Source organism: Campylobacter avium LMG 24591 (assembly GCF_002238335.1).
Lineage (GTDB): Bacteria > Campylobacterota > Campylobacteria > Campylobacterales > Campylobacteraceae > Campylobacter_D > Campylobacter_D avium.
This window is the reverse complement of record NZ_CP022347.1, coordinates 1,693,100-1,716,689: the sequence shown is the minus strand read 5'-3', so window position 1 is coordinate 1,716,689 and position 23,590 is coordinate 1,693,100. Positions and strand designations below refer to the sequence as shown.

Below are 23,590 nucleotides of genomic sequence, written 5' to 3'. Positions count from 1 at the left end.
TTTTTAAATTTATGCGCTAGTTGCTGTGTTTTGCTCATTGGTTTTGGCGGTCAAACAAAGAATAGATTAGATTTATTTAGTCCTTAAGCAATAAATCCAAAAGAAAGTTCCAACAAAGATTTTTTTATAATCATCTGCGATACATGCTTAAACATAACAGGCGAGTAGGACAAGGGTGAAAAGATTGGCGATATTGATGAGTTTAATATGCGTTAAATTTAATGCAAAATAAAACACTAAAGCAAAGGCAATTCCCTCATCATATTGTGTAATTTTATCGCTACTCTTGGCAAATGCTCGGCGATAGTAAGTCCTACTAGCTCATAGTTTGCGTGAATAGCATTTATGAGATTTAGCACTTCAGCTATCTTTAGTCCATTTTCCACCACGCCAACTGCCATTACTAGCTCGCTAGGATCAAGCACATCTAAGTCAAAATGCACCACGACCTTGCTTTTTCCTGAATTTTTTAGCCACTGCAAAAGCTTTTCAGGAGCTTTAGAATTCTCTGGGCTTAAGTAGCTCACGCCAATTTCTTCTAGCCTTTCTTTTTTGCCCTCAAAGTCCCGCACACCCACAAGGATACAATCTTTAGGGCTAAAATGATAGGGCAAAATCTTTGCGATACCCTCCTTATCCACAAGCCCACAGCAAGAAGCCAAAGCCATAGCGTGATAACCCTCATAGCTATCGCCGGGCAAATTCAAGTCCTTATGCGCATCTATCCACACCACCGCCACATCGCCTTTGTATTTATGTCCTAGATAGCCAAAGGGCGGCACAGAAACAGAGCATTCACCACCAAGGGTTAGAATTTTGTCAGGATTTTGTTTTTCTAAAAGCTCCAAAGCCGCCTTAGTTTGCGTAAGAATTTCATCATAATTTAAAATTCCGTTTTTACTCTCTCTTTTATATTCCATAGAGACAGGCATTCTGGCGGTTTTAGCACTTTTAGGCGCTAAAAACTCTAAGAGCTCCGCACCCAAAGCATAACCAAGGCTCACATCCTTTGCCTCTAACTCTGGCACAAAGGTAGCTATATCGCCTCCCTGCCATTGCGGGTAAATAAGACGCAAGGTTTTTGAATTTGTGTTTTTAGAATTTGTGCCATTTTTTGAGCTTTTTGCTATAAAATCAGCATTTGTATTTTCTAAAACTCTTTTTTGCATTTTTTGCTCCTTATTTTTAGCATTTTATCCTGACCTATTTTTGAGCTCATCTCATATTCTATTGTATAGCCATATCAATACGCGTTTCAAGCACCTTATGTCCTAGAGTTTGTGAGCTATCTTTCGCCACATTATACAAGGCAAGATTAAGCCTAGAGCCAGACTAGCCAAAAGCCTTACCACCATTGAGTAAGAGTATTTTTGTGTATAGATTTTCCTTTAAAAGCCTTAAATTATATTTCAAAAGGAAATTATAAAGCTAAGGAAATTTTTGTCAATACGCACCTTTTTGTAATATGTTTTTCTTTTAGAAAGTATGAAAATTTATCTAACTATAAAAAATAATGAAGTTTATAAAAAATTATCTCATCTATATTCAAACCTCTTAAAATACTCATCAATTTCATTTCTCATTTCGCAGCCCACTTCTTCAAAGGCTTCAAGCAAGACTTTATAGCTGGAATTTCCACCTAAAAAATCCCAGAATTCACTTGCTACTTTGAGTTCAGAATCTAAATCCAGCATCCCAGCCATAGTCCATCGCTGATAAGGTTTTGGTTCGTAAGGATTATAGGGAATAGCAATGAGTGCATGAATGTCTATGTTTGGATTGTTGTGTGCAAAACTCGCTACCCAAGTTAAAAGCGTGCGTTTAAATTCCTTAAATCCACCCTTGTTTGGTTTAGCCGTTTTTATATCTATCAAATACACATTTTTATCTTTTTGTAAAAATAAATCTACCTTTGTGGGCTTAATCTCACTTACTTCGCCACTTTTTGCCACAGCTAGAATCTTTTGCATTTCATCTGCCTTGCAAGGCTTGGAGTTACCACTCTCTAAAGAATCCATTATATCTTGTATAACTCTTTGAGCCTCTTTTGTGATAATGCTACCAGCTTCAACCTGCCTTTTAACCACATCAAAATTTTGCAGAGCTAACTCCTCTGCCACAGGCTCAAAGATACTTGTGCCAAAATTTGTATTAAGACTTTGGATAAAACTATACAAAGCCATTCTATCTTTTCCTAAAAGTCTTGTGTGAAAAGGCATAAAGGCACTTTCAGGCTTGTAGTTTGTAAATTTTTGCCTTAGAGCCGAACTAAGCCTAGCTTTTATCTTTTCTTTAAGCATTCTTATCCTTCAGACAAAATATACTTTCGCTATATGTTTTAGAATCTCTTTCGCTACGATTAAGCACGGGTCTGTCGTATTTTTTGATTATTTTCATTCCAGCTAAGTCAGCTATTTTTGGATAGAGGCTAAATTTATCATTTGCCACTAAAAAGATTACATAGTCTTTTTGCAAAAAGGCTTTTGCATTTTTTAAACTCTGTGCTATATCCTTTACATACTGCTCTTGTGCGGCTTTGCCTTGTCCCTCACTTAATCTTCCTATCTCGCTAGAATCTTGCCTTTTTAGTCCAAAAATATCATAAGAGTATGCGTGCTGTTCGTGGTAGTCAATCAAGCCCACATAGGGCGGCGAGCTAAAAATTCCAGCTATTTTTTGAGATTTTAGCAAGGTGGCAAAATCACTATCTTGCTTTTTTAGCAAATCCATAATGTTTGCATTCTTAGAATCTGCATTTAAACATATTTGCTTGGTACTTGTTTTTAAGTTTTTAAATTCTTGCAATCTTTTTAGTGTATCTTTGGCATAGCTTTTAAACCACTTTTGTATGCTAAAAAGCGGCTTACAGATTCTGCCGTGCTTTTTGCAATAATAGCTCATCGTTACAGGCTCTTGCAAGGTCGCTAAATCGCTATGTGTGGTGGCTCTGCAACTCCTTGCCGTGCGGCTTAGTATGATTTGTAATATCTCTTGTAAGTCTTTGGGTGCGGTATCAATGGCATTTTTTAAAAGCATAATCTCTTGCTTTATAGAATCTACATACCACTTCTCAAAAAAGCTTCCCTCTGTGTTTAAGCTCGTATCAATGCGAAATTCTTTTAGCAAATTTTGATAGATTGGCAAAAACTCCAACTCTTTTTGCTTGCCATAGCTCTTTTCATCAAGCTCTTTTAAAGCTACCTTTCGTTTGAAATCTCTTGGAAAATATTTAGCATTAAACTCACTTAGTGCTTGATTTAAGACATTCTCAAAAGCTTTAATTCCTTGTGTTGTATTGTATGATTCTAAAAGCTTGCTTAGTCTTTGTAGCTCAGATTCTAAAGTTTTTATATCATAGTCTTGCACCTTTGCATTGGCTAGTTTTGTATTAAAAATGGAGAGTTCTAAACCTATGGCGTGCATTCCTAGCTCATTTGCTACGCATAAGGTCGTGCCAGAACCACAAAATATATCAAGCACTATGTCTCCCTTTTTAAAAAAACTTTCTTGTTTTAACTCATCAATATGAGAATCTAAAAAATACTCCACAAGCTGCGGGATAAATTTGCCTTTATAGGGGTGTAGTCTATGGATATGCTTTGTTGTCTCTGCTTCTTTATATTTTGAAAAAGAGAGTGGGTGAGATAGGCTGTCATTATTTTTACTTAGAGAATCATAATAATTCTTAAGCTCCTCTATATCTATTAAGCTTTCTTTTAGATTTTTAGAGCGATTAGCAATCTTACCATAGTTTATAAGATAGCTAATATTTGAGTTGCTTACCTTTTTGCCTAGATACTCACTCGCCCATAAAGCTGCTTGTTGAGTGGTAAGGAGATTTTCTGCTTGGGTTTTGAGACTTTGCTTTTGTTTATCTTTTTTATTTGTATATGTCTTATGAGAGTTTTCTTTAAATTCTTGCATTTGGGTAAAAAGACTCTGTCTTGTATCTTTTAAAATCAAATTTTTATCCTTGTTAAAGTATTTTGATCATTATACTTTAACAAAGCTTAGATTTATAACTCCCTTTGCTCACATTTGTTAGCCCTAACAAATAACCCTACTTTGCCATATAGGTTGATATCTCATGTATTATTTTTTCATATAATTCCAAAGATTTTTAACAACTTCCACATCGCTGTGGTTCATAAAATAGCTTTTGTTTTCATCAAGTTTTGCAATTTCTGCCATATCGCTAGAATCTAAGCTAAAATCAAAAACATTGAAATTTTCTTTCATTCTATCTTTGCTCAAAGTCTTTGGAATGACCGCAATTTCTCTTTGTATAAGCCATCTTAAAATCACCTGTGCCACGCTTTTATTGTGCTTTGCTCCTATGCTTTTTAAGGTAGCGTTGTTAAAAATATCATTTTGCCCCTCTGCAAAAGACGCCCAAGACTGCATAGCGATATTATGCTCCCTTAAAACCTTTTGCCACTCGTGTTTTTGGAAAAATGGATGGCATTCGATTTGATTAAGGGCTGGGATAAGCTCATTATTTAGACAAAAATCCGTGATTTTATCCGGATAAAAATTACTAACCCCGATGGCTTTTATCCTGCCCTCTTTATATAGCTTACTCATAGCCCTCCACGCACCATACACATCGTTATAAGGCTGGTGGATAAGGTAGAGGTCGATGTAATCAAGTCCTAAATTTTTTAAGGATTTTTCAAAGGCCTGTGTGGCTTTAGATTCGCTAGTATCATCTATCCATAGTTTTGTGGTGATGAAAAGCTCCTCTCTTTTTAGTCCGCTTGCCTTTAGTGCCGCACCCACTCCCTCTTCATTGCGATAAGCTGCTGCGGTATCAATGAGGCGGTAACCCACTTCCAAAGCGTCCTCTACGCACCTTTGCGTATCTTTTGCTTGAATTTGAAAAACCCCATAGCCTAAAATTGGCATTTTCACGCCATTATTTAGAGTGATTGTTTGCATACTTTCTCCTTTAAGTATAAATAAAATGAAATTATAAAAGCCATAGATTTTTTTTGTCAATATGCGCTTTTTTAATATACTTCCCTTTTAGAAAGTGTAAGATAAAAATCTTAAGACTCTATTTGTTATAATTGTAACAGCAAGAAGAATTTTACAAAGCAAGGAAATATATTGAATCAACAAGAATTTAAAGAAAAACTTCTTAGCGTACAACCTGCCTTAGAGTGCTTAGAGTTTCTTTATAAAAGGGTTTTGCGAGAGGATTATCGTGGCACACATAAGATACAACATTATCGTTGGGATAAGGACTATATAAAAATTATCTTAAAGCATTTGCCAAAAAACGAGCTTTTATATCACACGAAAGGAGATGTTTATGCAGATTATAGATACACTCCAGAAGAAGAGGCTTTTTGCGAGTATTTAAAAAATGTAAATAAAGATTTGTTGGCATATAAAAAATCCGTTGAAGATATGTCTATGCGAAAAATTATATTTGTAAATTTGCAAAGAATGGGCTTTATAGAAAGATTTGATAAGCATAAAAAACTTTGCGAAATAGGCAAAAGAAAGCAGTATCGCTATGTAAAAATCACACAAAACGCACTTGATTTTTTGCACAGTAAGGATATTTTTGAAGAACAAAAGCATTTAGGTATAGCCCTTGATTTTCTTTTTGGCGGAGTGGTGCAAGATATTTTAGACATTATCAATGAGTTAGAGCCAAAATATGTGAGTGTGATCGAAATGATGTTTTTTGTAAGCTATCTTGGTAAAACTTATGAAAATGAAATTATTACAAAAGATAAAATTTTAGAATTTATAAATGAATTTAGAGGTCTTAAAGCTAGACAAAAGGTAGTGGAATCTGTGATACAAGAGTATTGTGTTCCAAAACAATTCAATGGTACCAAAAACACAAAAAAAGATTTTCATAACTGGAAAAATGAGGCTCAAAGTATCTTTAATAGCCTAGCTCTTATGTCCTTGTTTGAGTATGATGGACAAACAAAAAGACTGTTTTTAAAAGCTGATATAAGCGGAGAAAAAATTGCTTTTAGACGAAGTTCGCTTATAAAAATACAGTATTTCAAAGAACACGAGGTGCAAAAAGACCTTCGATTCGAGCTTCATCATATAGTGCCGTTTTATTACGCAAAGGATATAGACGCTTTAAAAGCCATCGATGATTGGCAAAATTTGATTTATATTGATGCAAATTCACATAAGATTCTAAGCCTTGATAAGAATAAGAAAAAAGCAATACGGCTAAATTTTGAGGATAAAAATGCCGTGCTTGATAACTTAATAGGCGATGAGATTGTTTTGCGATATACAGATAATGTAAAATATAAACTATCCTTGCAAAAAAGATTATTAAACTACAATAAAAGACTGCTTGGATTAGAAAGCTGAAAGATGACAAATTCACTAAACCAAATTTTTTACAAATCTAGTATTTCTATGAATGAAGTGCTAGATTCTAGTATAGATTTGATTATCACATCTCCTCCGTATTTTAATATCAAAGACTATGCAAAAGACGGCTATCAAAACCTCAAACATTCAGAAAGCAAAAAGGGTGATTTGGGAGCTTTACAGGATTATAAAAGCTATATTAGTGAGCTTTTAAAGGTATGGCAGGAATGTTTTAGAATCTTAAAGCCAAATGGCAAACTCTGTATCAATGTGCCCTTAATGCCGATCTTTAAAAAAGACTTAAACACACATTATAACCGCCATATCTTTGACTTGCAAAGTGATATTCAGCACGCTATCTTAGAATCTACAAAATTTTTCTTGCTTGACTTATATATTTGGAATCGCACGAATACGACTAAAAAGCTAATGTTTGGTAGCTATCCTTATCCGAGAAATTTTTATGCCCAAAATACAAGTGAGTTTATCACTATCTATGTCAAAGACGGTAAGCCTAAAGAGAGTGCAAAAGAGCTAAAAGAGCAAAGCAAACTAAGCCAAGCAGAATGGGTAGAGTACACCAAGCAAATTTGGAATATCCCTATCCCAAATAAAAGTGATATAGCCTTTGGTAAGCATCCTGCGATAATGCCTAGTGAGATTCCTTATCGTCTTATAAGGCTTTTTTCTTTTGTGGGTGATGTGGTATTAGACCCTTTTGCTGGGAGTGGCACGACCTTAAAAGTAGCAAAGGATTTAGGGAGGCATTACATAGGTTATGAGCTCTATGAGAATTATAAAGATGTGATAGAAGAGAGGCTAAGATGACAAAGTATTTTAAAAATGAAATTTTGCAAAATACAGAATCTATCCCTATACAAGCTGATTCTAATGCAAATCTTACCTTACAAGGCTTGGAAATAAATATTATTTATATTGCTGATGTATTTAGCTTTTTAAAATCCTTGCAAGATTCTAGCATAGATTTAGCTATTATCGATCCGCCTTATAATCTTAAAATAGCTACTTGGGATAGCTTTAGGAGTGAAAAGGACTTTTTAGATTTTAGCTTTGCGTGGCTTGATTTGCTTTTGCCTAAACTTAAAAAGAATGCAAGTTTTTATCTCTTTAATACACCTAAAAATTGTGCTTTATTTTTACACTATTTGCAAAATAAGGTAATTTTACAAAATTGGATTACTTGGTATAAAAAGGACGGTTTTAGTGTGAGTAAAAGAAAGTTTAATAATGCTCAAGAAAGTATACTTTTTTATACAATCGATTCTAAAGATTATTATTTTGATAGTGATAGTGTTCGCATTCCTTATGATTCTAAAGAACGCATAGCTCATGCTGCAAAAAAAGGAATTCTAAAAAATGGCAAGCGGTGGTATCCAAATGAAAATGGCAAACTCTGCCCCGATGTATGGGAAATAAGCAGTGAGCGACATAAAAGAAAAATAAACGGCAAGACACAAAAGCTAAACCACCCCACACCAAAGCCAAGAGAAATGATAGAACGAATGATAAAGGCGAGTAGCAAGGAAGGAGACTTAGTGTTAGATTTATTTGCTGGCACGGGAATGAGTAGCCTTGTAGCTAGAGAGTTAGGACGCAATTTTATAGGCTGTGAGATGAATAGGGAATATGTAGATATGAGTCTTAATATGCAAAATATCAACTAAAAACAACTTCTCTTTTAGAAAGTATAAAAAGCTTCAAAGGACACAAATGCAAGGCAAAGTAAAATCGCCAAGTAGGCAAAATTTCTTAAGGAGTTACTATGAAAAAGCAAAATGTAATATATATTGATACAGAGGTGTTTTTTACAATGTTGCGTAGCAATAGCCTTGATGAGATTGCATATAAACATTTAGAAAAACTTACTTCCGCAGATTGTTTGCAGATAAAAATTCCAAAGACCCAGCATACGCACCTGCATAAACTAAGGACAGATAGCCTCTCAAATAAAAATCTCATATCCCAAGAAACACTAAGGCTTATTAACTACTTCCTTGATAAACGTATTTTTAGCTTTGTTGATGATAAAGATAGCGATGAGGTGTTTTGGCAAAAGGTGCTAGAGGATTTGCAAGAGGGAGCAAATGTGAGCATTATTAGCGATGATACAAGAACGTACAGTCTCATAAAATCCCAGCTAAAAAGCGTGGATTTGGCCTTGCAAAAACGCTTTTTTATCATTAATAGCAAGGAGATTAAAGAATGGCTAGAAAAGGTGTAGGCATAAATTTCAGCAAAAATGTTTTGAATGCTTTATCAATAAAGGTAAATCTTGATATGCAAAAAAAAAAAAAAACGTTTTTCATAATTTCTTTATATTTGATAAGATAAAATATTGTTTTATATAAAAAATAAAATAAGGAAAAAGGTGAAAAAGTTTATTTTTATCTCGCTGCTACTTAATCTTTGTCTAGCAAATGAGCTCATCAGTCCTATACCTCAAAGTTTGGAATTTGATAAACAAAAGGCCTTGCTAGGTAAAAAGTTATACATGGACAAATCCTTGTCAAAAGACGGCACCATATCGTGCAATAGTTGCCATTTAGTAGATAATTATGGTGTTGATAACAAGCCAACATCACCGGGCGTAAATCAAGCTCAAGGTGTTTTTAACTCTCCTTCTAGCTTCAATGCTGTGTTTAACTTCGTTCAGTTTTGGGACGGAAGGGCCAAGAATTTGAAAGAGCAGGCAAAAGGATCACTTTTAAATCCTATAGAGCATGGATTAAACGAAACAGAAGTGGTGCAAAAGGTTAAAAGCAACAAAGAATATCAAAAAAGCTTTGATGAGATTTATGGAGAAATAAATTTTGATAATATCGCAGACGCTATAGCTGAATTTGAAAAAACCCTTATAACTCCAAATTCGCCATTTGATAGATATTTAAGAGGTGATGAAAATGCTATAAGCGAACAAGCAAAAAGAGGTTATGCTGCCTTTGTGGCAAATGGTTGCACCTCTTGTCATCACGGGGTTAATGTGGGTGGAAATATGTATCAAAAATTTGGAATTTTTATCCAGTATCCAAACCAAGATTTGCAAGGACTTTTTGACAGGACAAAAAGAGAGGAAGATAAAATGGTTTTTAAGGTGCCAAGCTTAAGAAATGTAGAAAAAACGGCACCTTATTTTCATGACGGCACTATGCCGGCATTAGAACAGGCTGTGCAATTTATGGCGTATTATCAGCTTGGTAAGTTTTTAGAAGATGAGACAGTAAATGATATAGTAGCCTTTTTAAAAACACTAACAGGAGAATATAATGAAAAAATCCAATAAGAGATTTTCATTTTTACATCTTTTTATAGTTATGACTGTTGTGATAATTTCCTTGGTTTTTTTAATGCTTTTTTTCATTTTTGATAATTACAAGCACCAAAAAGAAAGCCAATACAGTATGAGCGAGCTACAAAGACTAGCATTTTTAAACGCTAGGTTAAACAATATCTTTTCTCTTGCCTTGCAAAGCGTAAATTATGATGAAACGGTGCAAATAGGCAGGGAAATGGAGGAGATATTTTTAACACTAGATAAAAATGGCATAGATATAAACGAAAGTTTTGAGGTGTTTAATGACAAGATGTGGCAGGTAGAGAGGTTTAAGTCCGCAAATTCCATAGCCTTAAATTCTAAAATTTATCTCTTCGAACTAGCCCAAAACTACCTAAAAGAAAGCGACACAGGGCAAAAGCAGACAATAAATGCTCTTTATTCCACCCTTTCGGTGATAGGAACGCAAAATGTTTTGCAAAAAGATGTGCTTAGGCTCTTGCAAAAATACATAAAGGATGTAAAAGATACAAGCAATGAGAATATCTCTATATTTTTGAAACATTATAGGATGATAATACAGCAAATAAGCATAATGCAAGATAATTCCAAGTATTACCAAAGCGACACTTTAGCCCAACTTTTGTCAAAGAGCATAAGGCAAAATCAAGAGCATATAAGCAGCACAAATGAAAATAAATTCTACAGCTCTATCTTTGTTTTCGCATTTACTGTGCTTCTTTTGCTAAGTCTTATAATCATAACCATAAAACGCGTTTTAATACCTATAAAACAGCTAGAACAGCTAAGTGCAAATTTGGTTTCAAATGAGGCAAATTTAAGATCTAGGCTAAACATATCTTTAAAAAGCGAACTAGCGCAGTCAGCCTCTTACATAAATTCTTTTATATCCTTGGTGCAAAACTCTATCTTACAAGCTGTGGATAACGCTGAAAACGGCTACAAAACTTCAGAACTTTTGCAAAAAAACGCACAAGATCTTAAACATAATTCCATCTCATCTTATCAGGAAATGCAAAGCATAAAGGAGAATTCTTTGGTGCTTGATAAGCATATAAGCTTAAGCTCTGAGCTAAGTCTTAAAAGCATAGACGGCATGAATGAGATGAAAAATGTTATGTCAAAGGTGGATACGACCTTAAAAGAATTGTTGGCCTTAGTTGAGCAAAACACACAAAAAGAACAGGATATAACAAATAGTATGTTTTCTTTAAAAGAAAGTGCCGATAGCATTATACAAATGACAAATTCTATAAAAGATATAGCCGAGCAAACAAATCTTTTAGCCCTAAATGCAGCCATAGAAGCAGCACGTGCGGGAGAACACGGACGCGGCTTTGCGGTGGTGGCTGATGAGGTAAGAAATTTGGCTGAAAAAACCGATAAATCCTTAGCCGATATAAATTTAACAGTTCAAAGCATAACAAGCAAGATAAATCAAAATGCAGAACTCATGCAAAACATACACGAATCTATGATGCAAACTTCAAATAAAACAAATGATTTGCAAGAGGAAATTTTGGCTTCCTTGCAAAGTTTGGATTATATAACAGATTCTACTTATAGCATGCAGAAAAAGGCTGAGGTCGCTAAGGAAAAGATGAGCCAGCTTGAAGAAAATATCAAAAAAGTTGAGGATATGCAAACCTCGCTAAAAGAACTATCCTCAGAGCTTAGCTCGATGTCAAATACCCTGCTAGACTCATCAAAAGAACTCTCATCAAAGTTAAATTCATTTAAATAAACTTAGGCGTAAGAAAGCCTAAGTTTTGTTAAGGGCATTTATAGCGTTTTTTGTTAAAAATATCCTAGAATTTGCCTTAAATTTTCACTTAGGCACTACAAGATCGCTTCTGCATTCTATGCTTGTATAGACATTTCCTCTTGGATTAAATTCAGCTACTAGCTTGATGTATTTTGGTTTTAGCTTATTTTTTAGGGTGGAGTAAATTTCATTTACACTAGCTTCGTGGCTGATGTGTTTATACATAAAGGAATTTATATAAATCTTTATAGCCTTAAGCTCAACTATAAACTTATCAGGTATATACTCAAGCTTTAAGGTGGCAAAATCAGGATAACCTGATCTTGGACAAAGACAGGCAAATTCAGGCAAAGTAATCTTTACAAGATAATCATTTTCAGCCTTATTTTCCCAAAGCTCTAAGTCCTTATCCACATCAAATTCTTTTATCTCTTTTTCTCCGTATCTCATATTTTTCCTTTTTACAATTTTTGTGGCTTTTAAGCTATTTGCAAATTAAATCTTACCCTCGCTTAGCATTTTAAAGGCACTTAGCTCAGGTTCTTTTTCATCCTTACAAGCTTTTAGAGCCTTTAAAGCCTTTTCATAATCCCTTGGCATTATCTTAAAAAAGTCTTTTTTGTCAAATTTTTGCATTATGTCCTTAGCCTTTTTAGAGCCTGTGTATAAGATGTGCTCTTCTATTATGGCTTTTAGCTCTTTTTCATCCTCTTTGCTAAGATTTTTTATATCTACAAGCTCAGGATTAACATTTGCTTCATTATGTCTACCAAAGATATAAGCCACTCCCCCGCTCATACCAGCGGCAAAATTTACGCCCACATCGCCTAGCACAACCACAATTCCACCAGTCATATACTCACAACCATGCACTCCCGTGCCTAAAACTACAGCCTTTGCGCCTGAATTTCTAACGCAAAATCTTTCTCCTGCTATGCCGTCTAAATACACAGCCCCGCTTGTAGCTCCGTATAAACAGGCATTTCCGGCTATTATATTTTCTTCAGGGCTAAAGGTAGCCTCATCTGAAATTTTAGCCACTATCTTACCACCGCTTAAGCCCTTGCCTAGATAGTCGTTGGTATCGCCTATGATTTCAAGCTTTATACCCTTGCATAAAAAGGCACCAAAGCTATTTCCAGCAGAGCCTATGGCTCTTAGGCTTATCTTATCTTCTTCTAAGGCGTTTTTGCCGTAGTTTTTCACTATGTAGCTTGAAAGCATAGTGGCAAAGGTTCTGCTAAGATTGCTTACCTCTAGGCTTAGTTTTATCTTTTTATTTTTTTCTAAAGCGGATTTGCAAAGCGGGAGTAAAATTCTATAATCAATACTTTTTTCAAGCTTATTATCCACAAAGCTTTCAAAATGCACCGCACTTTTGTTATATGTAGGCAGGGATTTTATAATCTTATCTAAATTTATCTTTGCTAATTTTCCACTTAGCTTTTTTTGCTTTAATTTATCTATGCGTCCTATCATATCATCAAGCTTTTCAAAACCAAGCCTTGCCATATATTCTCTAAGTTCCTCAGCTATGAAATACATAAAATTCACCACATCCTCAGGCTTACCCTTAAACCTATCTCTAAGTTCTCTGTCTTGAGTGGCTATACCAAAAGGACAGGTGTTTAGATGGCAAACCCTCATCATCGTACAGCCCAAAACCATCAAAGGTGCGGTTGCAAAGCCAAATTCCTCAGCCCCTAAAAGTGCTGCTATGGCTAAGTCCCTTCCGGTTAAAAGTTTGCCGTCTGTTTCAAGACGCACCCTTTGCCTAAGTTTATTTAGGATAAGGGTTTGATGAGTTTCTGCAAGTCCTAATTCCCAAGGAAGACCAGCGTGAGGTATGGAAGTTCTTGGACTTGCTCCCGTGCCCCCGTCATAACCTGAAACAAGGATTAAATTTGCTCCTGCCTTTGCCACTCCAGCTGCGACCGTGCCTATGCCACTTTCACTAACTAGTTTAACCGAAATTTTAGCCTCGCTATTTGCGTTTTTTAGATCATATATCAGCTGGGCTAGATCCTCTATGGAGTATATATCGTGATGTGGTGGAGGAGATATTAAAGAAACTCCGGGGGTTGAATTTCTAGCCTTTGCTATCCAAGGATAAACCTTAAAGCCCATAAGCTGTCCGCCCTCGCCCGGTTTTGCTCCTTGTGCTACTTTGATTTGAATTTCCTTTGCATTTACAAGGTAGTTTATATCAACTCCAAATCTCCCACTAGCAACCTGTTTTATCGCAGAGCTTTTATTTAGCCCTTCTTTTATCTCGTATCTGCTTTCATCCTCGCCGCCCTCGCCTGAGTTTGATCTAGCATTTATGGAATTCATAGCTATGGCTAGGCATTCGTGGGCTTCTTTTGAGATAGAGCCATAACTCATAGCACCTGTTTTAAATCTCTTTACTATCTCATCGGCGCTTTCTACCTTGTCTATGCTTATGGCTTCGCTAAAATCAAAGTCCATTAAATGCCTTAAATTTACTATTTTATTATCCACTAAGGAGCTGTATTTTTTAAAGAGTTTATAGTCCTTGTTTTTGCAAGATTCTTGCAAGTGAAAGATGACTAGTGGGTCAAGTAGGTGCTCTTCCTTGCTGGATCTATACTTGTGAGAGCCTATGGAATCAAGGGCTTTTGTATTATCTTTAAAGGCTTTTTTGTGATGATAGATAAGCTCCTTTTCTATATCTTCAATGTCTATACCTTCTATCCTTGAGCTTACAGAGGTAAAATACTTTTGCATTATTTTACTACTTAGTCCTAAGCACTCAAAAATTTGAGCCCCACAGTAGCTTTGCAGGGTTGAAATTCCCATTTTAGAAGCTATCTTAACTATACCACTTGAGGAAGCCTTTATAAAATTTGCCACAGCCTTTTCGTAGCTTAAGTCTAGCTCTTTTTGTTTTATAAGTTGATTTATACTTTCATAGACTAGATAAGGATTTATGACAGTTGCTCCAAAGCCTAATAAACAGGCAAAATGATGAATTTCTCTAGGCTCGGCACTTTCTACTATAATGCTTACGTGTGTTCTTTTTGACTTTCTAACTAGATAATTATGTAGTCCCGAAACGGCTAAAAGTGCTGGTATGTAGCTTAAATTTTGCTTTACTCCCTTATCATTTAGCACCACTATACTAGCTCCCTCATCTATCTCTTTTTCCACCTTTAAAAAGAGCTCATCCAAAGCCTTTTCAAGTGAAATTTTTTCATACTCAAAAAGCAAGGAAAAGTCTTTTACCTTAAAATCTTTTAATTTTTTTATCTCGTGCAATTCTTCATTGCTAATGATAGGCAAACTTACCTTAACCCTTTTGCAGTGGCTCTCATCTGGTTTTAAGAGATTGCTTTCCCTGCCAAGATAAATTCTAGTTGAGGTTACTATCTCTTCTCTTATGGCGTCAAGTGGAGGATTTGTAACTTGGGCAAATAATTGCTTAAAATAATTATAAAGTGGTTGATATGAATTTGACAAAACCGCTAGAGCTGAGTCATTGCCCATAGCAGCTAGTGCTTCCTTGCCTGTTTTTGCCATAGCCTCAACGCTTTGTTTTAGCTCATCATAAGACCAAGCAAAGACCTTTTGCAGCCTTAAAACCTCATCTTCGCTTAAGAAATTATGCTTATAATCCTTGCTTTTTAAGTCCTCAAGCCTAACTAAATTTTCAAGCCACTTTTCATAAGGCTTTGCATTTGCGTAATGCTCTTTTACTTCCTCATCTGATATCACCCTGCCTCTTGCTGTATCTACTAAGAGTAGTTTGCCCGGCTCAAGTCTTTTTTTAGCCTTGATGTTTTTTTCATCTATTTTCAAGGCTCCCGTTTCGCTTGAGAGTATTAAAAAATCATCCTTTGTAAGATAGTATCTTGATGGTCTAAAGCCATTTCTATCTAAGGAAGCTCCCATAACAACGCCGTCTGTAAAGATGATAGCAGCAGGTCCGTCCCAAGGCTCCATTAAGGTTGAGTGATACTCGTAAAAGGCTCTTTTTTTCGGATTCATATTTGAATTTCTATGCCAAGGCTCTGGTATCATCATCAAAAAGGCTTCCTCTAGGGTGCGACCATTTAAGGATAAAAACTCCAAAGTGTTATCAAACATAGCAGAATCACTGCTATACTTCGCTATCACAGGTAAAAGCTCGTCTAAATTTTCAAAATAATCAGACTCTAACAAGCCCTCTCTAGCACTCATAATATCGACATTTCCTCTTATGGTGTTTATCTCTCCATTATGCGCCATATATCTGTTTGGGTGGGCTCTTTCCCAGCTTGGAAAGGTATTTGTAGAAAAGCGAGAATGCACTAGGGCAATGGCTGATTTTAAATTCACATCCTTAAAATCAAGATAAAAATCACTTAGCTGGGTTGAAAGTAGCATACCCTTATACACTATGGTTCTTGATGAAAAGCTTGAAAAGTAAAATTTAGGCACTAGGGCTGCTTTTTTTTCTATGATTCTTCTTGCATTATAAAGCACTCTTTCAAAGGCTAAGCCCTCATCAACTTCTTTTGGTCTTTTAACAAAGGCTTGTAGGAAGTAAGGCATTGCAGCAAGGGCTGTTTTGCCAATATCGCTAGGATTTACAGGAACTTCCCTAAAGCCTAGAAATTCTAAATTTTTTTCTTTTAAGCCCTCTAAAAATATCTTTTTAGCCTCCTCTTTTGCCTCGTAATTTGGAGACAAAAACATCTGTGCTACTGCGTAATCTCCCTTTTTAGGCAAAGTAAAGCCAAGTTCTAGGGTAGCGAAAAAGTCGTGAGGTATCTGTATAAGTATGCCAGCACCATCTCCTGTGTTTTCCTCAGCTCCGGCTCCTCCTCTGTGCTCAAGTTGCATTAAAATTTCTAAGGCATCGCAAATAACCTTATAAGAAGCAATGCCCCTTATATTTACCACAGCTGCTATACCGCAAGAATCGTGCTCGAATTTGCTATCATAAAGACCGAAATTATAAGAAGAATCCAAATTTTGCATATCTTTTCCTTGCATTTTTTAAAGCTAGATTATATCTAAAAAATTTTTAAGGATAGTTTAGCTCCTTATTTTTCTTGTCTTTGTTTTAAATTTAGCTTTGTTTTACTCTTAGAAGTTTTGAATTTTATATGAGATTTATAAAGGACAGGGCTTAAAATAGCCCTTTGGTTTTTAGCCCTAATTTTGTGGGGTGTTTTTATTTAAATAGATTGTTCTTAAGTGTATCGTATAACTTATCCCTACATCTATCATATTCAATCCTATATAAACTAGGATATGCCCTGCTATGACCCTCTTTTACCGTTGGATATTTTATAGCCATCTCGTTTCGTGTTATTGTTTTACATTGTTCTGCTACCCATCCTACCGGCTTACCCCATTCTAAAATTTTTGTCGCTGCTGCAAAATTTAAAGACAATAAGCCTAAAACTATAAATTTTTTTCATGAATTTTTCCTTTCTTTTTGTAAATTTTTAAAACTAAGTTAAAAACTTAGAAACAAGGAGTTAAAAACCAAGAGTAGCTATACGAAAAAAAGAATTTTTTACAAAATTTAAGATAAATGCTAAGCCTTTTTTAGAATGAAAAAATTTAAATTTTTAATGTCAAATTTTAAAGTTAAACAATAAAATTCTTTTCCTTAAATAAGAGATGAAAGCCTTAAAAATGATTAGACTTTTTGATTAGGAAATCAAGCTTTAGGTCTATAAATTTAAAGTCTTTTAGCCCTTAACTAAGACTAAAATTACTTGCTTTTACTTAGAAATTTTTTGCTTCTTTTGCTTGGCAGTGAGAGCGAAATTTTTTATCTTTAAAACTTTACTTTTTAAAATGTTTCCTGTGAAACATTAAATTTTTTTTTCTATCTTAGAGACTTTTTACTATTTTAAAAATAAAGGCTTTTTCTTTTCTAGTATGAGCGTTAAAATCTGCTCTCTCTTATAATCCTTTTCAAGGCTCATAAAATAAGAATTTTATCAGTATCCACAAATTCTTTTAAAATAAATCCCTTTCCACTTATCTACAAGAGCTTTAGTTTCTTGTATCTAGCTTTGATATAGGGTAAAATCCTCTCTTTCTTTATTGTTTAGCTTTATAATAAGACTTTCTATTTTTAAGTCAAAAAATATAGAATTTTATAAAGAATTTTATCTATCTTTATACTTAAAATTCATAGCTTCCGCCAAGATGAAGTGAAAAATACCTAGGATAGCTTACATCATCAACCTTGCCCTTTTTCGTAGAGGCAGATACTCCTATATCAACAAGTCCAAAGCCCAAACCAAAGGACATTATAAGCCCATTTTTTTGCGCTATATCACTTGCCAAACCTGCTCTAGCAGAGAAAAAAGGCGTATGTGCGTCTATTCCTATACCCATTTTTTGCGAATATTGTTTAGGTGAGCCACTAGGAGTAAGCATAATATTTCTGGTTAAATCAGCGTCCATTCCTAGTAACAAACCCTCTCCTAGCTCGTAAGCTAGTCCTAGTCTTGCTTGAGGAAAGGCTGTGATCTTTCCTTGTTCTTTGAAATTAAATTTGGGTCTGTTTAAATTCCTTCCGCTTAATCCTAAGCTAAATTCAGGTAGTATGGCAGGACTATAAGCAAAGCCAAGATCTATGCCGTAGTTGTAAGCGGATACGGAATTTGAGCCGTTCATTATGGATTTTATCTCTTTTTGTATGCTTGATTTGGAGTCAGTAACTCCTAGTTTTCTACTTAATTCTACATTTGAAAAGCTCATAAATTTCAAGGCTGCACCCCAAGAAAGCTCACCTAGAGCGGTGTCTAGGGCAAAGGAGTAAGCTACTGGAAGTTCTACTGTATCAAGCCTTCTTATCTTAAAGTCTATATTATCATTTATGGCTGTGATGTCATTTGCTAAGCGTCCTGTGAAAGTTGAGGCTGTATATACATTTATCATAAAGCCTATGGATAAATCGCCAAAGATGAGATTGCTCGGTGCTTTTAAAGCCCAAGCTCCTTGAGCCTTTGTTCTAAGTAAATTATCATCTAAGAGCTTGTTCAATTTGCTTACATCTTGTATATTGTTTAGGTCGAAGTTAAAGACATCTAGGAGATTTTTTTCGCCAAAGGCAGCAGAAAGAGCATAGCCCATCCTAGCATTGTCATTTGCACTAGCTAGGGCAGGATTGTAAAATATAGCATAAGGATTGTTTTTCATAGCCACTCCAACCCCACCCATAGTCGAGGCTCTGTGTCCTACTTCTTCAAATTCTAGGGCAAAGGAGCTTAAAACAAATAAGAAAAATACTAAAAAAAATCTCATAAAAATCCTTAAAAAGTCTTTTTGCAAGGCAAATTCTATCAAAAAATAAGCAAATTTTGCAAGTCTTTAAAAGCTTTGACTAAAGTAGTATTTTAAACCTTTATGCTTTCTTTTTCAAAGGGCTTATGTTTAGTTTTTTTATCTTTTCAGCTAGAGTGAATTTTGATTTATCAAAGAGGGCATTAAGAATTTTTTATCTATTTCTTACTAGCAGTTGTTAAATTTTTAAAAATTTTATTAAGAATTTAGGATTTATTTTTATTTATTTTCATCTCTTAAAACCTTTATAATGCCTACAATGGATACAAAAACCACAGCAAAGATAAAGGCTATTTGCACCATATCCAAAATGCTCATCTTTTACCCTTTTTGCTAAGTTGCCCGCAAGCCGCTGATATATCAAGCCCCTTGCTTTCTCTTATGGTGCATACTATCCTTTTAGAGCTTAGATAGTCTTGAAAGGCTATGGCATCTTGCATACTCGGTCTTTTGTATATGGCACCAAAATGAGGATTAAAAAGTATCAAATTTACCTTAGCCCTTATGCCCTCTAAAAGCTTTACTAATTTCTTAGCGTGCTCTAGGCTGTCATTTACACCGGCTATTAGCAGGTATTCAAACATCAATCTTTTTCTTTGATTTATAGGAAATTCTTTTAAGGCTTCTATGATTTGTGCTATATTATAAGCCTTGTTTATAGGCATAAGCTCACTTCTTAGCTCATCATCCACAGCGTGCAAGGATATGGCTAAAAGCACTCCAAGGTTCATTTTTCCAAGCTCTTTTATCTGTTTTGCTAAACCGCTTGTGCTTATGGTCTGTCTTTTCGGTGCTATGGCTAGGGTATCATCCTCGCTGATTATACGTACGGCTTTTGCTACATTTTTAAGATTATCCAAAGGCTCTCCCATACCCATATAGACGATATTTACCCTTTTTTCGTAGGCTATGTTTTTCTCTCTTTTGATGTATAAAATTTGCTCCACTATCTCAGCGGCTTCTAAATTTCTCTTAAAGCCGTCCTTTGCAGTGAGACAAAAAGAACAGCCGCTTTTACAGCCCACCTGTGAGGATACGCAGATAGTGTATTTTGCCTCTTGTAAGACCTTGCCCTTTTCATCCCTTAGCTCTTTTTTCATAGGCAAAAACACAGTTTCTATAAGCTCCTTATCTTTTAGCTGAAATAGATATTTTACACTGCCGTCCTTGCTCTCTTCCTTTCTTATGCACTCTAAGCTTTTGAAGTGATAATTTTGCCCTAGCCTTTCTCTAAGTTCCTTTGGCAAAGAAGTCATTTGGCTAAAATCATCGGCATATTTTTGATAAATCCATTGAAAAAGTTGTTGCACTCTAAATTTAGGTTGTATTTCTAAGGCTAATTCTTCGCTTGTATAATTGAGTAAATTTTTCATTTATTTAGCAAAAACCTTTCATATCAGTTTTCTTTCTCTTAAAAAATTTTCTAAAATATCTTTTGCCTCTTTGTGATTTTTCAAAAATGTTTCGTGGGCCTTTTCATCACAAAAATTCGTAGCACATAAAATTCCCCTAGCCTTTATATCAAAATATTTAGCCACGCATAGCACCGAAAAAAGCTCCATATTTTCAAGCTCTAAACCAAGTTTTGCGAAATTTTTCGCAGCTTCTTTGTTTTGACAGATGTAGTTTGATGAATTTGTTTTGTGCGATGTTTCATATGAAACATTTAAGCTTATCTCATTTTTTATGGGGCTATAAAAAGAATTCGCTAAGGAGGAATATTCTACATTAAAAGCATAAGAGCTTTGATATATTTTTAGAAGCTCTCCTTTGTCATAAAGTCCGCAAGTGCCTATAAATATAAGCTCGTTAGGCTTTTCTTGCATACAAAGCTCTGTGGTTTTTATACTTGCTTGCACCATACCTATACCTATGGCTTTTGCAAAGCTGAAATTTTCATTTCCTCCCGCACAAAGTATCAAGGCTGACATATATCCCTTTCTTAGTTGAAAAAAAGGAAATTTTAGCCTTTTTTTTTAAATTCTTGCAAAATGTTAAGTAAATTTTTGCTACAATTAAAGATGATTAAGGCTAAGAAACATTTTGGACAGAATTTTTTAAAAGATAAGTCTGTGTTAGAGAAAATCACTCAAGCCATACCCAAGTATGTTAAAGACATAGTTGAAATTGGGCCTGGCTTAGGTGATTTGACACAGGAGCTTTTGAAAAAAGCGAGGGTGCAAGCTTACGAGATTGATAGTGAGCTTATTCCTTACTTGAGGAAAAAATTTCAAAAGTATATCTTGGATGATAAATTAGAATTAGTAAATTTAGACGCTAGCGAATTCTTTAGGGAAAAGATGAGCTCTAAGGAGTATTTTTTGGTGGCTAATTTGCCCTATTATATCGCTAGTTCTTTAGTTTTAAGTGCTTTAGAGGATGAAAACTGCCTAGGACTTTTGGTTATGTTGCAAAAAGAGGTGGCGCAAAAATTCTGTGCCACTAAGCTTGATAGCAACTACGGTGCCTTATCTGTTTTAAGCGAGTTAATCTGCGAAAGAAAGCTCATAAGCGAGGTTTCGCAAGAGTGCTTTGAACCAGCACCGAAGGTAAAATCAGCCCTCATACTCCTAGAAAAGCACAGTAACTATGGTGATATTTGCGAGATAGAGGACTTTAAAGCCTTTCTTAAAGAATGCTTTAAAGCTCCTAGAAAAAGACTTGCAAACAATCTCTCAAACAAGGTTTTGTTTGAAATTCTAAGATATTTAGATATACAAGATGATGTTAGACCTCATCAGCTCAGTGCCAAAGATTATCTTAAAATTTTTACTCAGTTAAAGGAAAGAAAATGAGCGAGGAAATTAAGACAAATGAGAATTTGCAAGATGAAAACAACAAGCAACATTCCAAGAAATTCAAATTTAAAAGAAAAAGAAAGTCTTTGCAAAATTCCATAAAAAGCGATGAGAGTGAGCAAAATCTAGCACAAGCTCAAAAGGATGAGACAAAGACAGCAAAAAAGAAAAAAAATAAAAATCTGCCTACAAATTTAACCGGCAACGAGCCCTGGCAGGTGCAAATGTCAAAATCAATAGAAGCAAATAAAATCATACACGAACAAAGGCTTTACCCTCTAAAATTCACAAATAGCACGGAGCATAAATTTAAGATAACTCCTATTGGCGGTCTTGGAGAAGTTGGTGGTAATATGACCGTGATAGAAACAAATAAAGATGCCATTATCGTAGATATTGGTTTAAGCTTTCCAGATGAGAGTATGCACGGGGTTGATATAGTTATACCTGATTTTGATTATATAAGAAAGATAAAGGATAAGGTAAGAGCGGTGCTAATAACCCACGCTCACGAGGATCATATCGGAGCTGTGCCTTATTTTTATAAAGAATTTTCCTTTCCTTTGTATGCCTCTCCTATGGCTCTTGGTATGATTTCAAATAAATTTGAAGAACACGGCTTAAAGGCAGAAAGAAAAAATTTCAAACCTATAGAAAAAAGAAAGCTTTATAATATAGGGGAATTTGAGGTAGAGTGGATACACATAACCCACTCTGTTATAGACGCTTCAGCCCTAGCTATCACTTCAAAGGCAGGGACCATACTTCATAGCGGGGATTTTAAGATAGATCATACTCCTATTGATGGCTATCCAAGCGATTTAAACAGGATAGCTTACTATGGAGATAGAGGGATTTTATGCCTTTTAAGCGATAGCACAAATTCTTATAAAGAGGGTTATACAAAGAGTGAAAGCTCGGTAGGTGATACCTTTGATAATATCTTTTTAAGAGCAAAGGGCAGGGTTATAATGAGCACCTTTAGCTCAAATATACACAGGGTTTATCAGGCTATAACTTATGGTTTAAAATACGGCCGCAAGGTTTGCGTTATAGGTCGTTCTATGGAAAGAAATTTATACACTACTATGGAGCTTGGTTATATAAATTTAGATAGAAAAATTTTCATAGACCCAGATGAGGTAAGTAAGCACAAGGATAATGAGGTCTTGATAGTTACTACAGGTTCTCAAGGCGAGACTATGAGTGCGCTTTATAGAATGGCAACAGATGAGCATAAATTTATAAAGATAAAGGAAAGTGATCAAATCATCATTTCAGCTAAAGCCATTCCGGGTAATGAAAAAAGCATAAGTGCCGTTCTTGATTATCTCTTAAAGGCGGGTGCTAGTGTTGCTTATCAGGAATTTAGTGAAATTCATGTAAGCGGACACGCAAACATAGAGGAGCAAAAACTTATGCTTTGCCTTACTAAGCCTAAATTTTTCTTACCGGTGCACGGAGAGTATAATCACATCACAAAGCATAAGCAAACCGCCATAAAATGCGGGGTCAATGAAAGAAATATCTATCTTATGAGTAATGGCGATCAAATAGAGCTTTGCCATAAGTATATGAAAAGGATAGGCACGGTAAAAACAGGTAAGGTCTTTGTAGATAATCAGATTAACAAACAAATAGCTGATGATGTTATCATAGATAGGCAAAAATTAGCTGATAATGGAGTGGTCGTCATCATAGCCCAGCTTGATAAGAGCACTAAAAAACTTATACAAAAACCAAGGGTTTTAAGCTATGGGCTTGTGGCGGATAAACAAGACTATGAATTTTCTAAGGAGCTAAGCGAGGTTTTATCACTTTTCTTTACAAATATCAAGGATGAAATTTTAAATAATCCAAAAATTTTAGAAGCACAGATAAGACAGGTTTTAAGAAAGCATATCTTTAGAAAGATTAAAAAGTATCCAACCATAGTGCCAACTGTATTTTTAATGTAGTTTCAAAGATATGCCAAAAAAACACAGTAAAGAAGATGATATTAAAAGAAAATTAGGGCAGTTTTTTACGCCCGATTTTCTCAAG

At 35.1% G+C, this 23,590-nt stretch carries 17 protein-coding genes and 1 pseudogene; 9 read left to right on the top strand and 9 right to left on the bottom strand.

The window, feature by feature from the left end; translation table 11 throughout:
- Positions 1-236 precede the first annotated feature (236 nt).
- The 4 genes from CAV_RS08710 to CAV_RS08695 form a co-directional block, all read right to left on the bottom strand.
- Complete coding sequence (locus tag CAV_RS08710; protein WP_094324440.1) at positions 237-1,169, bottom strand: arginase family protein; 933 nt, start codon at positions 1,167-1,169, stop codon at positions 237-239.
- 366 nt (positions 1,170-1,535) lie between these two features.
- Positions 1,536-2,300 (bottom strand): TdeIII family type II restriction endonuclease, encoded by a 765-nt coding sequence (locus CAV_RS08705; RefSeq protein ID WP_094324439.1) that lies wholly within the window; start codon positions 2,298-2,300, stop codon positions 1,536-1,538.
- The gene (locus tag CAV_RS08700; protein ID WP_245807410.1) at positions 2,293-3,963 is read right to left on the bottom strand and encodes a DNA methyltransferase; all 1,671 of its coding nucleotides are present in this window, start codon (positions 3,961-3,963) and stop codon (positions 2,293-2,295) included. Before CAV_RS08700 ends, CAV_RS08705 begins: the two co-directional genes overlap by 8 nt.
- A 129-nt stretch (positions 3,964-4,092) precedes the next feature.
- Positions 4,093-4,938 (bottom strand): aldo/keto reductase, encoded by an 846-nt coding sequence (locus CAV_RS08695; RefSeq protein WP_094324438.1) that lies wholly within the window; start codon positions 4,936-4,938, stop codon positions 4,093-4,095.
- A gap of 171 nt (positions 4,939-5,109) precedes the next feature.
- Between CAV_RS08695 and CAV_RS08690 the strand changes: the two genes are divergently transcribed.
- The 7 genes and pseudogenes from CAV_RS08690 (at position 5,110) to CAV_RS09375 (ending at position 11,414) form a co-directional block, all read left to right on the top strand.
- Positions 5,110-6,354, top strand: a complete 1,245-nt coding sequence (locus CAV_RS08690) for a hypothetical protein (protein WP_094324437.1) — start codon at positions 5,110-5,112, stop codon at positions 6,352-6,354.
- Between the two features lie 48 nt (positions 6,355-6,402).
- On the top strand, positions 6,403-7,185 hold the full coding sequence (locus CAV_RS08685) for a DNA-methyltransferase (protein WP_094324491.1): 783 nt from the start codon (positions 6,403-6,405) through the stop codon (positions 7,183-7,185).
- Between the two features lie 86 nt (positions 7,186-7,271).
- Entirely contained in the window at positions 7,272-8,042 is a 771-nt protein-coding gene (locus CAV_RS08680) for a DNA-methyltransferase (RefSeq protein ID WP_245807445.1), read from the top strand.
- 98 nt (positions 8,043-8,140) lie between these two features.
- Entirely contained in the window at positions 8,141-8,599 is a 459-nt protein-coding gene (locus tag CAV_RS08675; RefSeq protein WP_094324435.1) for a hypothetical protein, read from the top strand.
- Positions 8,600-8,746: 147 nt separating this feature from the next.
- A complete protein-coding gene (locus tag CAV_RS08670) occupies positions 8,747-9,658 on the top strand; it encodes a cytochrome-c peroxidase (RefSeq protein WP_094752864.1) in 912 nt (303 codons plus the stop codon).
- Positions 9,642-10,292 (top strand): annotated as a pseudogene (locus CAV_RS09380) (DAHL domain-containing protein); the annotation flags it as partial. The gene CAV_RS08670 and the pseudogene CAV_RS09380, both read left to right, overlap by 17 nt.
- Positions 10,293-10,682: 390 nt before the next feature.
- The gene (locus CAV_RS09375) at positions 10,683-11,414 is read left to right on the top strand and encodes a methyl-accepting chemotaxis protein (RefSeq protein ID WP_390088238.1); all 732 of its coding nucleotides are present in this window, start codon (positions 10,683-10,685) and stop codon (positions 11,412-11,414) included.
- 84 nt (positions 11,415-11,498) lie between these two features.
- Here CAV_RS09375 and queF read toward each other — a convergent pair whose 3' ends face one another.
- From queF to CAV_RS08635, 5 genes are all read right to left on the bottom strand, one after another.
- Positions 11,499-11,885: a preQ(1) synthase gene (queF, locus tag CAV_RS08660; protein WP_094324433.1), complete on the bottom strand. Its 387-nt coding sequence runs from the start codon at positions 11,883-11,885 to the stop codon at positions 11,499-11,501.
- Positions 11,886-11,930: 45 nt separating this feature from the next.
- Positions 11,931-16,418 (bottom strand): glutamate synthase large subunit, encoded by a 4,488-nt coding sequence (gltB, locus tag CAV_RS08655; RefSeq protein WP_390088203.1) that lies wholly within the window; start codon positions 16,416-16,418, stop codon positions 11,931-11,933.
- Positions 16,419-17,582: 1,164 nt separating this feature from the next.
- Entirely contained in the window at positions 17,583-18,710 is a 1,128-nt protein-coding gene (traF, locus tag CAV_RS08645) for a conjugal transfer protein TraF (protein ID WP_094324430.1), read from the bottom strand.
- Between the two features lie 353 nt (positions 18,711-19,063).
- Positions 19,064-20,122, bottom strand: coding sequence for a dual-specificity RNA methyltransferase RlmN (rlmN, locus tag CAV_RS08640; protein ID WP_094324429.1), 1,059 nt, complete (start codon positions 20,120-20,122; stop codon positions 19,064-19,066).
- Positions 20,123-20,140: 18 nt separating this feature from the next.
- The gene (locus CAV_RS08635; RefSeq protein WP_094324490.1) at positions 20,141-20,671 is read right to left on the bottom strand and encodes a nucleoside phosphorylase-I family protein; all 531 of its coding nucleotides are present in this window, start codon (positions 20,669-20,671) and stop codon (positions 20,141-20,143) included.
- Between the two features lie 99 nt (positions 20,672-20,770).
- Between CAV_RS08635 and rsmA the strand changes: the two genes are divergently transcribed.
- Together rsmA and CAV_RS08625 are read left to right on the top strand one after the other, a co-directional pair.
- On the top strand, positions 20,771-21,544 hold the full coding sequence (gene rsmA / locus CAV_RS08630; RefSeq protein ID WP_094324489.1) for a 16S rRNA (adenine(1518)-N(6)/adenine(1519)-N(6))-dimethyltransferase RsmA: 774 nt from the start codon (positions 20,771-20,773) through the stop codon (positions 21,542-21,544).
- Positions 21,541-23,505: a ribonuclease J gene (locus CAV_RS08625; protein WP_094324428.1), complete on the top strand. Its 1,965-nt coding sequence runs from the start codon at positions 21,541-21,543 to the stop codon at positions 23,503-23,505. Before rsmA ends, CAV_RS08625 begins: the two co-directional genes overlap by 4 nt.
- Positions 23,506-23,590 lie beyond the last annotated feature (85 nt).